Source organism: Nostoc sp. (assembly GCF_036919495.1).
Taxonomy (GTDB): Bacteria; Cyanobacteriota; Cyanobacteriia; order Cyanobacteriales; family Nostocaceae; genus Nostoc.
In genome coordinates this window covers 38,910-54,993 of sequence record NZ_JBALBZ010000181.1, presented here as the reverse complement: position 1 = coordinate 54,993, position 16,084 = coordinate 38,910, and the positions used below count along the sequence as shown (strand labels likewise).

The following is a 16,084-nucleotide window of genomic DNA, read 5'->3' as shown; positions in this document are numbered from 1 at the left end:
TAGTCCCGACGGTGAAGTTGGTGGCGGTGGCAAAGCCCCCTGTGCCGTTTCCTAGCAGCACTGAGACGTTGCTGCTGTTGATATTAGCGGTAGCCAAGTCGAGCAAGCCGTCGCCGTTGAAGTCTCCCACTGTGACTGATCGGGGATAAATGCCGACGGTGAAGTTGGTGGCAGTGGCAAAGCCCCCTGTGCCATTGCCAAGTAGCACTGAGACGGTGTTGTTGTAGTTAGCAGTAGCCAAGTCGAGCTTGCCATCGCTGTTGAAGTCTCCAACTGTGACTGACGAAGGACTAGTCCCGACGGTGAAGTTGGTGGCAGTGGCAAAGGTGGCAAATACTCCAGGGTAGGCTTCCCTAATTTCTGGTTGCAAAGCCAGGGTGGAGGCAATTTGCCCTATGTTCACCTCTAGTTCCCAGGTTCCCCCTTGTTGGGTGTTGCCGATTTTTTGGGCGGAGGCGGCAATGTTTGCCCCAGTGAATTGGTGTAGCTGTTCTATGAAGGTTTTTCCGGTTTCTCCAGCGGCGACTTCACACCCATAAATCAGGATTTCCCTGACTTGCCATTGTTGTAGTTGCTGGCGATAGGTGTGGAGGTTGGCTAAGTTTAGTTGGTTATTACCTAGTTGCAAGTTGCCGGGGCTACCGTGGGCAATTATCTGGATACTGGCTGCGGGATGGTTTTTGCAAAGGTTGCTGATTTGGGCGATGCCGTCTTGGTGTTTGTTGAGGGTAATTACTTTGGCTGTGGGTAAAATGCCTTGGGCAAGTATTTGATGGTCATCTATTGCTGAGTCGATGATGACTAGGGTGTGCTTTGTGGTACTTGCAGTGGTCATGATGTTTAAGTATTTCCCTGGTTTGGTATTAATTTGACCTTGAGTAAAATCACTTGCTGGTCAAATCCCCGACTTCTTAAAGAAGTCGGGGATCTTTCAGCTCCTCAGTAGGATTGCGGCGGCGAAGAACAGGGGCGATAAATGTTCTAATAAATTTTACGTAGCTATTGACTTGATTTTGGATGTATGTATAGTTAGAGACTAAACGCCAAACACTCTAGCAATGTTTATCGCTAGTGTCAAAACTTATATATTTTTTTGCCAATGATCCTACAATCCACTGCTAAAGCTGCTCTCCCTGTAGAAATACTCGCCTCGCGTCATTTCATCGACTGGCTGCAATCCGAGCAAATTAGTCTGGCTTTCTCTACCTATCAAAGTTCGCGTCTGATGCTGTTAGGGGTGAACGCCCACGGACAATTATCGGGATTTGAGCGGGTTTTTGACCGCGCAATGGGGTTATATGCTACGTCAGAACGAATTTATCTCAGTTCTAGATCCCAACTCTGGCAGTTAGACAATGTGCTGACTCCAGGACAACTTTATGATGGTTATGACAAACTGTATATTCCCCGCATTGCTTATACTACTGGGGATTTAGATATTCATGATTTGGCGGTAGAAGCTGATAACGAACGCATTGTATTTATCAGTACTATATTAAATTGTCTGGCAACGGTAAGCGATCGCCATAGTTGCATTCCTTTATGGAAACCATCTTTTATTTCTAGTTTGGTCTCTGAGGATCGCTGTCACCTCAATGGTTTGGCGATGGTAGCCGGAAAGCCTCGCTATGTTAGCCTATGTGGTCAATCTGATGTGGTGGATGGTTGGCGGGATCAGCGACAAGGCGGGGGTTGTATTATTGATATTCAATCTGATGAGGTGATTGCCAGAGGTTTATCTATGCCTCACGCCCCACGATTTTATCAGGGTAAGTTGTGGTTGCTGAATGCTGGCACGGGGGAATTTGGCTATATCGATTCTGATGGAGTATTTCAGCCTGTTGCTTTTTGTCCCGGTTTTCTGCGTGGTTTGGCTTTTAGTGGCGATTATGCCATTGTCGGCTTATCTAAGCCGCGCGACAAAACTTTTTCTGGTTTAAAACTGGATGAGAATTTAGCCAGTAAAAATACTGAACCCCGATGTGGATTGATGGTCATTGACTTGAAAACCGGCGAAGTTGTCCACTGGCTACGTCTAGAAGGAGAAGTGACGGAACTTTATGATGTGCAGGTGTTACCAGGAGTCCATCGCCCGCAAGCATTAGGATTCCATACAGAGGAGATTCAACAGTTGATTACCCTCGATCCACGTTCTCCTCTGATAGAGGGAAATGCGCGAACTGACAAGTCAACGCCTACACAAGAATTTACTGATAACGCAAATCAAGACAACATAATCTCTGCGATCGCGCCTCAGAATCAAGACTGGCCTAATTCTGATTGGTTATGGCCAACCCCGCAGCACCAATTCCCAGCCGTAGAACAACTTTATCAACAAGCATTAGCTTTACAAACACAACTACAATTGACAAAGGCGATCGCTTTATACGAACAAATAATTAGCCAATATCCTCAATATGCTCCCGCTTGGTATCAGTTGGGGGTAATTATGGACAATCAAGGACAAACTAACCAAGCTGTTCTGGCTTACCAACAGGCATTGATAATTAACCCGAAATATACAGAAGCATACAATAATTTGGGTATTGTGGAAGTAGCCCAGAAAAACTTAGAAAAAGCGCTCGCTTATTTTCAGTCTGCAATTCTCAGCAACCCGAACTATGCTTTTGCTCACAATAATCTTGGTCTAGTTTGGCAAATGCAAGGTAAGCTATCAACTGCTGCTGCTAAGTTTCAGGAGGCTTTACAAAAAAATCCTGAGTATGCAGAAGCTTATCTGAATTTGGGTATTGTATTAGAGGCACAAGAGAATTTACAAGGTGCGATCGCTTGTTATCGTTCTGCTATTCGCTACAAGCCAGACTATATAAAAGCTTATATCCGCTTAGGTTCAGCACTGTTATCTTTGGCGATCGCTAGCAATGGTCAAGTAGATGAAGCCAAAGTCGCATTTGAAAAGGTTTTAGAACTGCAACCCGACTCGGCTGAAGCATTCAATTACTTATTTTACCTCAAAGAAATGAGTTGCGATTGGCGTAGTCGTCAGTCTGATTTAACCCGCATCTGGGAACAAACTCTCTCTGAGGTTGAGAAAGAAAAACCGACAACAATCGGCCCCTTTGATACCTTATACAAGCCTTGGGACAGAACTTTTTTGCTAAAAATAGCTCGGACTCATGGAGAAAATATTAAAGCACAATGGGCAAGTGAAAAGCAATCTCTGAATTTTACTCATTCCCGTTCCTTGAATGGGCGGCTACGCATTGGCTATTTGTCCAATGATTTCCGCAACCATGCTACTAGTCATTTGATGAAAAGCTTATTTAACCTGCACGATCAAGCTAATTTTGAGATATTTGCTTACTCTTTCGGCACAGACGACAATAGCGAATACCGCCAACACATCGTTGTTAACAGCGAACACTTCCGAGATATTACTACTTTATCTATAGAAGAAAGCGCCCGCCAGATTTATAATGATGGCATTCATATATTAATTGATCTCAAGGGTTACACTGCTGGTTCTCGCAGTGCGATTTTAGCTTTACAACCTGCTCCCATTCAAGTTAGCTATTTGGGCTATCCGGGAACGATGGGTGCTGACTTTATCGATTATATTATTAGCGATCCAATAGTCACACCGCCAGAATTTGCTGATGGTTTTAGCGAAAAACTAGTCACCTTACCCCACAGTTATCAAGTCAACGATTATCAACAAGCGATCGCTTCTACCCCAGTGACTCGTTCTCAGTATGGTTTACCAGAATCGGGTTTTGTCTTTTGCTGCTTTAATAACAACTATAAAATTGAACCGCAGATTTTCGATGTTTGGATGAGAATTCTCGCCGCAGTTCCCGGAAGTGTCCTCTGGTTACTTGTCAAATTCCCTGCTGCTGAAGATAATCTCAAAAGAGAAGCCCAAGCTAGGGGAATTAATAGCGATCGCTTAATTTTTGCCCAATATTACCCCAAAGCAGAACATTTAGCCCGCCATCAATTTGCAGACTTATTTCTAGATACTCTATATTATAATGCTCACACTACTGCTAGTGATGCTTTATGGGCAGGTTTACCAGTTCTCACCTGTATCGGAAACACCTTTTCTTCTCGTGTTAGTGCTAGTTTACTGACAGCAGTTGGTTTACCAAACCTAGTTACTAATAACTTAGAACAATATGAGCAATTGGCAATACATTTAGGCCATTCTCCTGCGGCATTTCAAGAACTCAAACAGAGATTAGCACAAAATCGTACCACTTATCCTCTGTTTGATACGCCACGCTTTACCCGTAATCTTGAACTTGCCTACTTTGCTATGTGGGAGATTTATGCTGCTGGGAACCCGTCAAAAACAATAGAGGTGAGCTAAGTATATTTCAAAATTCGGCGTTGCTGATTTCATGTATGAAACAATACGGTTCAGTTAAGGTGCATAGGTCTTAAAGATCCCCCTTAGTCCCCCTTAAAAAGGGGGAAATAGAGCCATTTTGAGCAAGCCTTTTTAAGGGGGGTTGGGGGGATCGAGTCTTATCCGAACCGTATTGATGTATGAAAACGATTGTGCATGATATCAAAATCCTTGTAGAGACTAGCAATTGCAATGTCTCTACATTTGGATTCATACCGCAATTCAGCAATGCCCAAAATTCAAATATAATGTCCCACTCACCGACATCCCGCCCAGAACTAAAGTTCATCGGCGGGATAGAAACGCAGTGCGAGATTTATCAATAAAGATATGGCTGCGGCAAAACTTGTGTATACACCGTAGCCTTACTAAGGGGAGGGGTGCAATGACTGTGGGAATTATAATAACTAATTACCCAGACTTGATATTCGTCCACAACATAAGTCCGTTCGTCCAGAACACAAGTCCGTTCGTGCAGAACACAAGTCCGTTCGTCCAGAACATAAGTCCATTCGTTCAGAACACAAGTCCATTCGTCCAGAACACAAGTCCATTCGTTCAGAACACAAGTCCATTCGTTCAGAACACAAGTCCATTCGTGCAGAACACAAGTCTTTTCTCAACGATTTATTGTCTGTTCTCGTGTAATTACTGAGCTAATAGTCTAATCTTATTACAAAAAACACATTTCTTTGCAAGCTTTACTGAACCACTACATTGTCCCATTGAGCCACTCTAGAAAGATAAAGTTTAGTAAAAGGTATGCATTGATGCCACGCCAAAAAAGAACCTCTCCTGTGCTAGAAAAAACCGAACAAAGAGTAATCGGATTTAAATCGATTGATTCCAGCCTTGACTTTGGTGATTCTATCAGTTTAAAAAATTTAACCCAGTTAATCGGGCAACTCCGCAATCAGATTGACCAGTATAATATGATGCTAACTGCCCTAGACTCGGCAAAGGCAGAAATAGAAACCCTGGAAAAGACCATCCGCGAAACTTCAGAACGCTTAGTCAGTGGTGTAGTGTTGAAGTATGGCAAAGACAGCCGGGAATACGAGATGACAGGCGGAGTACGCAAAAGCGATCGGATTCGTAAAGCCACCATCACCCGGTTAAAATCCACCGCAGACTTAAAAGCAACTTCTAAACAGACGGCGTAACTGGCAAAAATTAGGCATCATTCACTATAAATGATGCCCATTTATTTTTGGAATCTAAAAAAACCAATCGTTTAATAAAGGTGTACTGTTATGATAGATCAGGTAGCAACTGACAGATTTATCCAAGATTTAGAGCGCGTTGCTCAAGTGCGATCGCAGATGTCTGTATGTTTAACTAAACTAGCCGAAACAATTAATCAAGCTGAGTTGGCTGGAGACTCTTCATCAGGAAAACTCAGTTTAGAGCGAGATATCGAAGATATTACAGTAGCTAGTAAAAACCTCCGCCAAGGTGTATTTCGCCTTTTAGTGTTAGGCGATATGAAACGCGGAAAAAGTACGTTTCTCAACGCCTTAATTGGAGAAAACTTATTACCGAGCGATGTTAACCCCTGTACCGCAGTCTTAACAGTTTTACGCTATGGCCCAGAAAAGAAGGTTACCATTCATTTTAATAACGGAAAAAGCCCACAACAGCTAGATTTTCAGAACTTTAAATATAAATATACTATTGATCCGGCTGAAGCTAAAAAACTAGAGCAGGAGAAAAAACAAGCATTTCCCGATGTTGATTATGCAGTAGTTGAGTATCCCTTAACGTTACTAGAAAAGGGAATTGAAATTGTCGATAGTCCAGGATTGAATGATACAGAAGCCCGAAACGAATTATCTTTAGGTTATGTAAATAACTGCCATGCAATTTTGTTTGTAATGAGAGCTTCTCAACCTTGTACTTTAGGTGAGCGTCGCTACCTAGAAAATTATATCAAAGGTCGAGGATTGACAGTTTTCTTCTTAGTTAATGCTTGGGATCAGGTGCGAGAATCATTGATTGATCCTGATGATGTTGAAGAATTACAAGCATCTGAGAATAGATTACGCCAAGTATTTAACGCGAACTTAGCAGAATATTGTACTGTAGAAGGTCAGAATATTTATGACGAAAGAGTGTTTGAGCTTTCGTCAATTCAAGCACTCAGGCGACGGTTGAAAAATCCCCAGGCTGATTTAGACGGGACTGGCTTTCCAAAGTTTATGGAAGCGCTTAATACTTTTCTTACCAGAGAACGTGCGATCGCAGAACTCCGTCAAGTGAGAACATTGGCAAGACTTGCCTGTAATCATACCCGCGAAGCAGTTGCTAGACGTATACCATTACTTGACCAAGATGTAAATGAATTAAAAAAACGTATTGATTCAGTAGAACCAGAGTTTAATAAACTCACAGGTATTCGAGATGAATTTCAAAAAGAAATTATCAATACCAGAGACACTCAAGCAAGAACGATTTCCGAATCTTTTCGCGGCTACGTTTTAAATTTAGGTGATACTTTTGAAACTGATTTCTTACGCTATCAGCCGGAATTGAATTTATTTGATTTTCTCAGTAGTGGTAAACGAGAAGCATTTAACACCGCGCTACAAAAAGCCTTTGAGCAATATATCACTGACAAATCTGCTGCTTGGACATTAACTGCTGAAAAAGGTATCAATGCAGCTTTTAAAGAACTTTCTCGCAGTGCTTCAGAATATGGTGCATCTTACAGTCAAGTTACAGATCAAATCACAGAAAAGCTCACTGGACAAAACGTCAAAATAAATACTACTACTACACCTGAAGAAGATAACTCTCCCGGCTGGGCAAAATGGGCAATGGGATTGTTATCACTGTCTAAGGGAAATCTTGCTGGTTTCGCATTAGCAGGAGCCGGATTTGATTGGAAAAATATCTTGTTAAACTACTTTACTGTAATTGGTATTGGCGGGATAATTACAGCAGTGACAGGTATTTTTCTTGGCCCTATCGGGTTTGCACTGCTAGGTTTAGGAGTCGGATTTTTGCAAGCAGATCAAGCGCGTAAAGAGTTAGTTAAAACAGCGAAGAAAGAGTTAGTTAAACATCTTCCCCAAGTCGCACATGAACAATCTCAGGTTGTATACAATGCTGTAAAAGAGTGTTTTGACTCTTACGAAAGAGAAGTGAATAAGCGGATTAATGATGATATTCTCTCTCGTAAATCTGAATTAGATAATCTAGTTAAGCAAAAAGAAACGCGTGAAATAAATCGTGAGGGTGAATTCAATCGGTTAAAAAAATTACAAGAAGATGTAATAGCTCAGTTGCAAAAAATCGAGGCGGCGTACAGCAATTTATTAGCTTATTATAGTTGATAAATCTCATTACTCTCGTTTCCAGTTATAAGCTGGGAATACCTACTGGGAGGCTCTGCCTCCCATAACTATAAGAATGTGAGGTAATTGTATTACCAGACGGAGACTGGGAACGAGGAACTATGGAACAAAAATATGAAGGTTATAAGAATTTAGCAGATTCTCTCAAATCTGCATCTGCGTTACTGAATTTAGAACGCAAATCGCAACTGCATCAAGATATAATTACCATTTGCAATCATCTCGTTAATCCTAGCTTTCGGATTGCGGTATTTGGCCCCTTTAATCATGGCAAATCTACCTTACTGAATGCCATACTAGGGAATCGTACCTTACCAATTGATTTAATTCCCACTACAGGCGCAGCAATTACTGTCAAGTATGGCTCTGATGTGCGGACTCGCATCATGTTGGTAGACGGTACAGAAGTCTATCGCAGTGGCACAGAAGTTTTACAGCAATTTGCTATTCTGGATGGTAATAGACAAATGCGAAAAGATGTAGCATCTGTAGAACTTTTTTGCCCGCATCCTTTCTTAGAAACAGGTGTAGAATTTCTCGATTTACCGGGAACCAATGATAGAGACGAACAAGATAATTTAGTCCGAGAACAACTTTTAGGTGCAGATTTAGTTATACAATTATTAGATGCACGTAAGTTAATGACTTTAGGCGAGCGGGAAAACTTACGAGATTGGCTATTAGATCGCGGTATTAAAACAGTTATTTTTGTCGCTAATTTTCTTAACTTACTCGAACCTGATGAGCAAAAACAGGTTCAAAATCGCTTGCTGTTTGTTGCAGAAAGCTTTCGAGCCGAATTACCTCCAGGTTTTAGTAATTTATATCGCGTTGATGCTTTACCTGCCTTAAGAGCCAGATTAAAAGGTGATGTTGCTGCTGCCAATAGTAGCGGGTTAGCGGCTTTTGAAACAGCCTTGCAAAATATTGTGGGGATTTTGCAACCAAATCGTGGTAATGTGCGTTTGCCAAGAGTGCAAGCGATCGCTTCTCAAATCCAATACTCATTAAAAGCTAAAATTGACCCGATTGCTCTTGAAATAAAATCTTTTGATGATAAAGCAAATACTAAAATTGAAATTAAACGAAAAGCCGCTAACTTAATTTATAAAGGTTTTTCTACTAGCGTAGGAGAGTTACGCGATTGGCTAGCATTACCCAAGCTACTCACAAAATATCAAGCTGATGCGGCAGTTGCATTGGCAGAAAATAACTTTAAATATTGGCAAACAAATACTCTTAAAAAAGACCTGATCCAATTACAATTTGCTGCGGTTAAATGGCTTTATCAAGCTTACGAATTTTTCCAAGAAGAACGACCGCAAGATTTAATAATTTCCTTTCCTAGCGAACCACAAGTAATATTACCATCAAAGCCAAGCAATACCGATGATTTAAGTGAACCTGGCTCTATCGCTGTTGGTGGCGGTATTGGTTGGTTGTTAGGTGGCCCAGTGGGTGCTGCTGTCGTCGGGAGTATTTCTTATTTGCTAAACAAGAATATCCAAAAACAAGACGATCAACTAGCAAAAGAATCTTATCATCAGGAAGCTGCTAAACTTTGTATAACTGCAATTGAAGATTATTTATCTGCCTTCAGTAGTCAAGGCTTATCTATTTTGACTGAATATGAACAAAAAGCTGAAAAAGTAATTTGTTTTGAAATTAGTCAAGAGCCGCTAGAGATTACTAAAAAACGTGAAACTTTACAGCAATTGCAAAACAATTTTAATCAGTTGCTACAAGAGTTAGAAAAAGTAAAAATATCCTCAAACCATCAACCTTATAAAGAAATACCAAAATACACGAATACTAATAAAAAATATTCGCCACAGCCAGAGAGAGTTAAAATTTCTCCTGAAAAAGATCCTGGTGTTAAGCAAAAACAGGAAAATACCGCTAAGAATACTCAGACAAGAGTAAAATCTGTTTCTCCACCACCGCCAAAAGCTTCTCCCTCTCCACGTCCAGAAGAGGTAGAGGCAAAATTTCGTGAGTGGGAACTCAATGAGGAAATAGCGCGAATGAAAGCAGAGATGCGTAGCCCTAAAGCTTATCATCAGACATCGCCTAGTTCGCAAACTGGCAAACAGCAAAATACAACTCAAAGCAACAAAGCACCCAATCAGCCAAAAACCCAAACGGAAAAAGATAAGATTACTCGCGCCTACAGCATTTTAGGATTGCAAACAAATACTTCTCAGGCTGAGGTAAAGCAGGCTTATCGAACTTTAGTAAAAAAATGGCATCCAGATTTGTTTGTTAATCAACCGCAACTGCAAAAGCAAGCACAAGAGAAAATGCACTTAGTAAATGAAGCTTACACAACTTTGAGTGATAAATGAACAACAAGAACCCCGATTTATCAAAATAAGTCGGGGTTATTTAGATTTCATCAGTCGAATAAAAACCTCTCCCTGGTTTTACTACGCAAAACCTGTCCCTCTCCGACTCGGAGAGGGAAAGACTTGAATTAAAGTTCAAGAAAGTTCGTCGAACTCACGTTAAATATAGAATTAGGGAACTGTTAGGTAAGATTTATGCAACTGCTATCTTTGAGGAATGGGTTTTTGGCGTTAACCTTGAGTGCGATCGCTTCAGCAGGTGGGTTAATCACAGGTTGTACTAGTACTGCTTCCCAGAACCAAAGCCAAGCACCAAAAGAAACCACCACCAATGCTAATGATAAGCAAATGATGAATCACGGTGGTGGCAGGAATCACAGTATGGAAATGAATTTAGGCCCAGCCGATGCTAATTTTGATTTACGATTTATCGACGCTATGACACCGCACCATCAAGGGGCTGTGGAAATGGCTAAAGAAGCGCAGCAGAAATCAAAACGTCCTGAAATCAAAAAATTAGCAGACAATATCATCAAATCGCAAAACCAAGAAATCACTCAGATGAAGCAGTGGCGACAAGCTTGGTATCCTAAGGCGGGAGATAAACCAATGGCTTACAACAGTCAAATGGGCCACATGATGGAAATGTCTTCCGATCAAATGAAAACTATGATGATGAGTCAAGACTTAGGTGCAGCTGATGCTGAATTTGATCTGCACTTTATTAATGCGATGATTCCTCACCATGAAGGGGCTGTAACAATGGCGCAAGATGCCTTAAGTAAGTCTAAGCGCCCTGAAATCAAGAAATTAGCCCAAGAAATTGTTAAAGCCCAAGATATAGAAATTAAACAAATGCAACAGTGGCGAAAAGCTTGGTACAACAAGTAATTCGTAATATGGTTTTTGCGGTGTTACTCAAGTTTTAGTTCCAAATCTTTGGCCTGGCGCAACTGTTGTCATGGATAACTTCAGTTCTCATAAAGTAGCAGGCATCCGAGAAGCTATTGAAGCTGTTGGCGCGAAGCTCGTCTACTTGTCTCCTTATTCTCTTGATTTTTCACCAATTGAAAATTGTTGGTCAAAAGTAAAAGTATTCAAAATAAACCCAGGCAACACCGGCTCACCGCTAACGGTAGATTGTTCGTCTGTCATTTGGATTGATGACGGAATTTGCAAAACCAAAGGAGATGAAAACATCGGGATTTCCTCCAGGTTCGGATGCCTAGCCCACTAACTATATTCTCACCCCAAAAAACAAAGACGCAAAGTTATATCTTTGCGCCCTTGCTTTTTATCCGAAATCATTTTCAGATTTACTTGTTAGGCTGAGGAGTCATCCGCAGATAGGGTTTGATTTCCTCGTAACCTTTGGGGAATTTCTCTTTAAGTACTTCTGGATCTTTCAATGAGGGGACAATTACAACATCCTCTCCATCTTTCCAGTCAGCTGGTGTCGCCACGCTGTAATTATCAGTCAATTGTAGAGAATCAATTACCCGCAAAATTTCATCAAAGTTGCGTCCGGTGCTGGGAGGATAGGTGAAACTTAGGCGGAGTTTCTTATTAGGATCAATCACGAAAACCGATCGTACTGTCACAGTCGCATTAGCATTGGGGTGGATCATATCGTAAAGCTCAGAAACTTTGCGATCGGCATCTGCCAAAATTGGGTAGTTGAGGGTGGTGCTTTGAGTTTCTTCAATGTCTCCCACCCAGCCTTTGTGGGATTCTACATCATCAACGCTGAGTGCGATCGCTTTAACATTGCGCTGATCAAATTCTGGTTTTAGCTTGGCAACTGTGCCGAGTTCTGTTGTACAAACAGGTGTAAAATCAGCAGGGTGAGAGAACAGCACAACCCAGCTGTCACCTGCCCATTGGTAAAAATCGATGTCGCCGTGTGTTGAGGCTTGCGTAAAGTTGGGTACTGTGTCACCTAGACGGAGAGCCATGAGAGATTCCCTGTAGTTGAAATGCATATATATTCTAGTATGCCATCATGACATAAAACCCCTATTTCCCAATCGGACTTTAGCTGTTTGAAACAAAATTTTAGGTTATCAGTACTCTCGGATCAGGGACGAGAGAGATAAAAGCTATTGACTAAAGTACACATATATGATTTAAATTATTATGTTTTACCTACAGGTTTTTTTTATATAAAGAATTGCAAGTATCAGGGCGATAGCTGACTACAAGCCATTGCATGTCTAGACTCATTTTGTTGCAAGATTTCCACATTATTGCAGCATTAAGAGAAACTTTCTTCGCATAAATGTAATATTATCAGCAGTTTATAACCTGTTATAAATTTAATTTTTACAACACAAATAGTGAGAATAAATACTAAAAATATTTTTGGATTTTGAATTACTTATGATGATATTAATTTTTTTGGTTATTGGTGTTATCTTCAGCACAACTGAAAACTTATATGTTGATTGGAATTGGTTTTGTGATTGCGGATATCGTTGCGAAAGCGGTTCTAGCAACTATTTGGCAAAAACTGCTTTTATCTGCGTTGGGTTAAATTCATTTGTTTGTGAGAATTTTTTGGTAGGCTTGGATTGTTTGCTTTGCGATCGCATCCCAGCTAAAATTTTCCAATGCATATTTTTGGGCGTTTAATCCCCGTCGTTGGCGTTCTGCGGGATTTTGCAAAGCTTGTTGCAGTAACTCTACTAGTGCTTGCACATCTGTTGCACCAACCCAACCCGACTCGCTATCACGTATCTGTTGACAAATATGCACTTGGTCAGAAATGACTACGGGTATACCTGCTACCATTGCTTCAGCTACAGCAATCCCAAAATTTTCATAGTAGGAAGGCAAGACAAATAAATCAGCAGCTTGTAGTAAACTAATTTTTAACTCACCAGTGACAAAGCCTGTAATTGTAGTGTGCGATCGCAGTGGTGAATTTTCAATTTGGGATATTATCTTTTGTTCGTAATCTGGATCTTGAGGATTTGTCCCAGCTAAGACAAAATGAAACTTATAACCAACCGCTAACAGCTTCTCTAGCGCCGGAATCAACAAATTTAACCCTTTTTTCGGGTCAATTCGTGACATAAACAATACTAAAGGCACATCCTCTGGTATTTCTAACTGACTATATACATTTTTAACGGACGATTGAGGGGGAATCACACCCAACGGAATCACCAAATCTGGCGTAGATACTCCAAATCTTTCCGATATTTTAGCTTCTTGCTCACTAGTGAAATGAATTGCTGCGGCACTAGCTAAATTTTGACGTTCTATAATTGCGATATAAAGCTGTTTTAATTGTTTTTTCTTCCGTAAATCAGCCGGATCGAGAGTACCCAAAGGACGGAAAATATAAGGTAGCTTTTGCTGACGACACACAATAGCAGCAGCACTACTTATGGGAGAGAATAGAGCATGAATATGTGCTATATCAAACTCATGAGCATAACGTTTTAGCCAATTTAATAAATCTAGCGAAAATTTGTAGCGACGAAATGGGGCGCAACGAAAGTAAATTATTTCATAACCATTTTGTTTAATAGGGTGATTTAAAGGAACATCTAGAGGTGTTTGACCATTATCACCATTACTATCAGTTGTGAGAATTGTAACTTCTACTCCCTCTTTGACTAACGCTGGAGCTAATCCAAGTACCATTTGACTCGGTCCACCGTAAATTAAAGAAATTGAGGGGACAATTTGTAATATTTTCATTTTTTATTTGCTCATGACTAACTTTTGATAAAACTCCAATTGCTGTTTAGCCAAGGCTTTATTTGTATATTTAATCATTGCTTTTTGATAACCCATTTCACCAAGAGTATGAGCAAAATCTGATTTATCCATTAATTGAACTAAGCAATTAGCAAGGGCTTGAGCATCACCTTCAGGAAATACTAAGCCAGCATCACCAATAACATAGGGAATTTCACCAGAATCAGAACCAATCACAGGAACTTGGCAAGCCATCGCTTCAATTAGCACATGACCAAATTGCTCTTTCCAGCCAGCAGAAGTTAAGGTTTTAAAATTGTGACTTGTTTCTGAAGGTAATACTAAAGTACTCATTAAATTGATATAGCTTACAACCTCGTCGTGGGGAACACTTTCTATCAAAATTAATCGTTCTTTAATATTGTTTTCTGCCGCAATTTTAATTAATTCGCTTTGCAACTCTCCGCGTCCCAACAACAGTAATTTCCAAGGTTTACTTTTCAAAGTTGCTAAGGCTTGCAAAAGCGTTAACAAACCCTTCTCTTGCACAAATCGTCCAACAAAACCTACAATAAAATCTTCTTTTTTAATATCCAACTTAGCTGCTAACTCTGGTTGAGCCTTGGGAGTAAATAAACTTTCATCTACACCGAGTTGTGGCATAACTTTAATTGCCCCTTGATATCCCCGTTGCCGCAAAACTTCTGCTCCATCTTGATTGCCAGAAATAATGCCGTGACTGTGATTTAGGTTATATTTTTCTAATAAAGCAACTGGTAATTTCAGATTATATGGTAAATTCCACCAAGTAAAAAATACATTTTTTGCCTTGAGTCCTAATAGCTGATTTAAGACAATCATCTGAGTATAAGCTAGCCCCCTAGACCCTTGTTCAACTTGGATGATTTGGGGACGAAATTCTTTTAACAAAGAGATCAAATCAGCACCAAAGGTAAGGAGTCCTTGATGATTTTGACTAAGATTAGAAACGGGAACTATTTTAAATGTGCCTTCATCACGGTATTCAGTTTCAATAATTCTATTTTGTACACCACCGGGTTTCCAGCGCTTTGGGACTACAACTGTTACTTCAATTCCCGGTTCTAGTTGAGATAAAGCACGTAGTTTTTCACAGTTGAGGTCTACGATGTAAGTGTGACTAGCAACTAAAATTTTCATTTTTCATTTATTATTTGTTATTCACTAATGACCAATGACAAATGACTAATGCCTAAACTTGTTCATCCAAACGGCTGTAAATTTGACCATCGTTCCATAGTGATTGAATTACAGTACCCAAGGCTTTGAAAAAACCCAAAGTGTAGAAAATAGCGCGAGTGGCAATTTTGATGGGCGAACCGCTTTTGTTACAAGGTGGGCGTCCGAGAACGTGACAGTCAAATAAACGGGCGTATAAGCGTAAAGCTTGAGTAACAGTGAGGTTTTTCAGCCCTAGTAGGAAATGGTTGTGATAAAAGGTGAGTTGATATTTTAGCGATCGCATACTAATATCATGACAACCCCCTGTTTCTTCGCCTAAATGCACCAAATGGGCCTCTGGGTCGTACCAAATTTTATACCCCGTCTGTCGCACCCGCAAACAAAAATCTGACTCTTCGCGCACAGCACTACCGCGAAACCTCTCATCAAACCTCAGTCCGTACTTAGTAAAAATTTCACGGCGAAATGACATATTGCAACCCCTCGCTGTCAGTACTTGCTGGGGTTTGATGGTATGTACTAAATCAATATGATACCAAGCAATTCCTGGGTCCATAGCTTGGGGAGGCAGATATTCAATCTCTAAATCTCCTCCAGAATCACCCAATTTCATTCTGTCAAATACCCGTCCGGCTACAGCCCCCACCTCTGGATTTTGTAGATAATTTTTCGCATGGGCTGCTAACAATTCTGGGGTTAGCTGAACATCATCATCAATAAATAATATTATTTCACCAGATGACCGCCGCACAGCATAATTTCGCGCTCCTGGCAAACTTGCCCAATCTAAGCGCAACCATTTAATTTTACCTGCCCCCGCCATCTCTTCTAGATAGGCATGAATTTCTGGCTGGTGTTTTGCAGTTTGGTCTACCACTAAAACTTCAAAATTTGGATAGTCTTGTTTCAAAACATCTACAATGCTATCCCGTAGGGCTTCCTCTCGACCATAGGTCGGGATAACCACAGTAATAAATGGCCAATTATCCATGATTTTTATTAAGTGATTTTTCTACTCTGATAATAACCTTATAAAATTTAGTTTTCATTTACTTCACTAAGCTATTATTGCCTTAATTTCAAGT

The 16,084-nt window shown here is 40.5% G+C and carries 11 protein-coding genes and 1 pseudogene; 6 read left to right on the top strand and 6 right to left on the bottom strand.

The window, feature by feature from the left end:
- Positions 1 to 835: DUF4347 domain-containing protein (locus tag V7K25_RS26235; protein WP_335162051.1), on the bottom strand; the 835-nt coding region annotated here is incomplete at its 3' end.
- 264 nt (positions 836 to 1,099) lie between these two features.
- Between V7K25_RS26235 and V7K25_RS26230 the strand changes: the two genes are divergently transcribed.
- The 6 genes and pseudogenes from V7K25_RS26230 to V7K25_RS26205 form a co-directional block, all read left to right on the top strand.
- On the top strand, positions 1,100 to 4,330 hold the full coding sequence (locus tag V7K25_RS26230) for a TIGR03032 family protein (RefSeq protein ID WP_335162049.1): 3,231 nt from the start codon (positions 1,100 to 1,102) through the stop codon (positions 4,328 to 4,330).
- Positions 4,331 to 5,139: 809 nt separating this feature from the next.
- Positions 5,140 to 5,532 (top strand): hypothetical protein, encoded by a 393-nt coding sequence (locus V7K25_RS26225; RefSeq protein WP_335162047.1) that lies wholly within the window; start codon positions 5,140 to 5,142, stop codon positions 5,530 to 5,532.
- Positions 5,533 to 5,622: 90 nt separating this feature from the next.
- Positions 5,623 to 7,704, top strand: coding sequence for a dynamin family protein (locus V7K25_RS26220; protein ID WP_335162045.1), 2,082 nt, complete (start codon positions 5,623 to 5,625; stop codon positions 7,702 to 7,704).
- 122 nt (positions 7,705 to 7,826) lie between these two features.
- Positions 7,827 to 10,070, top strand: a complete 2,244-nt coding sequence (locus tag V7K25_RS26215; protein WP_335162043.1) for a dynamin family protein — start codon at positions 7,827 to 7,829, stop codon at positions 10,068 to 10,070.
- A gap of 195 nt (positions 10,071 to 10,265) precedes the next feature.
- Positions 10,266 to 10,961, top strand: coding sequence for a DUF305 domain-containing protein (locus V7K25_RS26210; protein WP_335162041.1), 696 nt, complete (start codon positions 10,266 to 10,268; stop codon positions 10,959 to 10,961).
- Between the two features lie 22 nt (positions 10,962 to 10,983).
- Positions 10,984 to 11,163, top strand: a pseudogene (locus V7K25_RS26205) (transposase); the annotation flags it as partial.
- On the opposite strand, the gene V7K25_RS26200 reads toward V7K25_RS26205, so the two are convergent.
- The 5 genes from V7K25_RS26200 to hpsN all read right to left on the bottom strand — a co-directional run bounded on the left by V7K25_RS26200 (position 11,115) and on the right by hpsN (position 15,990).
- Positions 11,115 to 11,270 carry a hypothetical protein gene (locus tag V7K25_RS26200; protein ID WP_335162039.1) on the bottom strand — a complete coding sequence of 52 codons (156 nt, stop codon included), beginning with the start codon at positions 11,268 to 11,270 and terminating at the stop codon, positions 11,115 to 11,117. The pseudogene V7K25_RS26205 and the gene V7K25_RS26200 sit on opposite strands and share 49 nt — an antisense overlap.
- Before the next feature lie 116 nt (positions 11,271 to 11,386).
- Positions 11,387 to 12,025 carry a peroxiredoxin gene (locus V7K25_RS26195; protein WP_335162037.1) on the bottom strand — a complete coding sequence of 213 codons (639 nt, stop codon included), beginning with the start codon at positions 12,023 to 12,025 and terminating at the stop codon, positions 11,387 to 11,389.
- A gap of 580 nt (positions 12,026 to 12,605) precedes the next feature.
- The gene (gene hpsP / locus V7K25_RS26190; protein WP_335162035.1) at positions 12,606 to 13,778 is read right to left on the bottom strand and encodes a hormogonium polysaccharide biosynthesis glycosyltransferase HpsP; all 1,173 of its coding nucleotides are present in this window, start codon (positions 13,776 to 13,778) and stop codon (positions 12,606 to 12,608) included.
- 3 nt (positions 13,779 to 13,781) lie between these two features.
- The gene (gene hpsO / locus V7K25_RS26185; protein WP_335162033.1) at positions 13,782 to 14,957 is read right to left on the bottom strand and encodes a hormogonium polysaccharide biosynthesis glycosyltransferase HpsO; all 1,176 of its coding nucleotides are present in this window, start codon (positions 14,955 to 14,957) and stop codon (positions 13,782 to 13,784) included.
- A gap of 52 nt (positions 14,958 to 15,009) precedes the next feature.
- Entirely contained in the window at positions 15,010 to 15,990 is a 981-nt protein-coding gene (gene hpsN, locus V7K25_RS26180) for a hormogonium polysaccharide biosynthesis glycosyltransferase HpsN (protein WP_335162031.1), read from the bottom strand.
- Positions 15,991 to 16,084: the final 94 nt, after the last annotated feature.

Excerpts from the sequence above, each read along its gene's own strand:
- V7K25_RS26230 (WP_335162049.1), top strand. The coding sequence starts at position 1,100 with ATGATCCTACAATCCACTGCTAAAGCTGCTCTCCCTGTAGAAATACTC.
- V7K25_RS26225 (WP_335162047.1), top strand. The coding sequence starts at position 5,140 with ATGCCACGCCAAAAAAGAACCTCTCCTGTGCTAGAAAAAACCGAACAA.
- V7K25_RS26220 (WP_335162045.1), top strand. The coding sequence starts at position 5,623 with ATGATAGATCAGGTAGCAACTGACAGATTTATCCAAGATTTAGAGCGC.
- V7K25_RS26215 (WP_335162043.1), top strand. The coding sequence starts at position 7,827 with ATGGAACAAAAATATGAAGGTTATAAGAATTTAGCAGATTCTCTCAAA.
- V7K25_RS26210 (WP_335162041.1), top strand. The coding sequence starts at position 10,266 with ATGCAACTGCTATCTTTGAGGAATGGGTTTTTGGCGTTAACCTTGAGT.
- V7K25_RS26200 (WP_335162039.1), bottom strand. The coding sequence starts at position 11,270 with ATGTTTTCATCTCCTTTGGTTTTGCAAATTCCGTCATCAATCCAAATG.
- V7K25_RS26195 (WP_335162037.1), bottom strand. The coding sequence starts at position 12,025 with ATGGCTCTCCGTCTAGGTGACACAGTACCCAACTTTACGCAAGCCTCA.
- hpsP (WP_335162035.1), bottom strand. The coding sequence starts at position 13,778 with ATGAAAATATTACAAATTGTCCCCTCAATTTCTTTAATTTACGGTGGA.
- hpsO (WP_335162033.1), bottom strand. The coding sequence starts at position 14,957 with ATGAAAATTTTAGTTGCTAGTCACACTTACATCGTAGACCTCAACTGT.
- hpsN (WP_335162031.1), bottom strand. The coding sequence starts at position 15,990 with ATGGATAATTGGCCATTTATTACTGTGGTTATCCCGACCTATGGTCGA.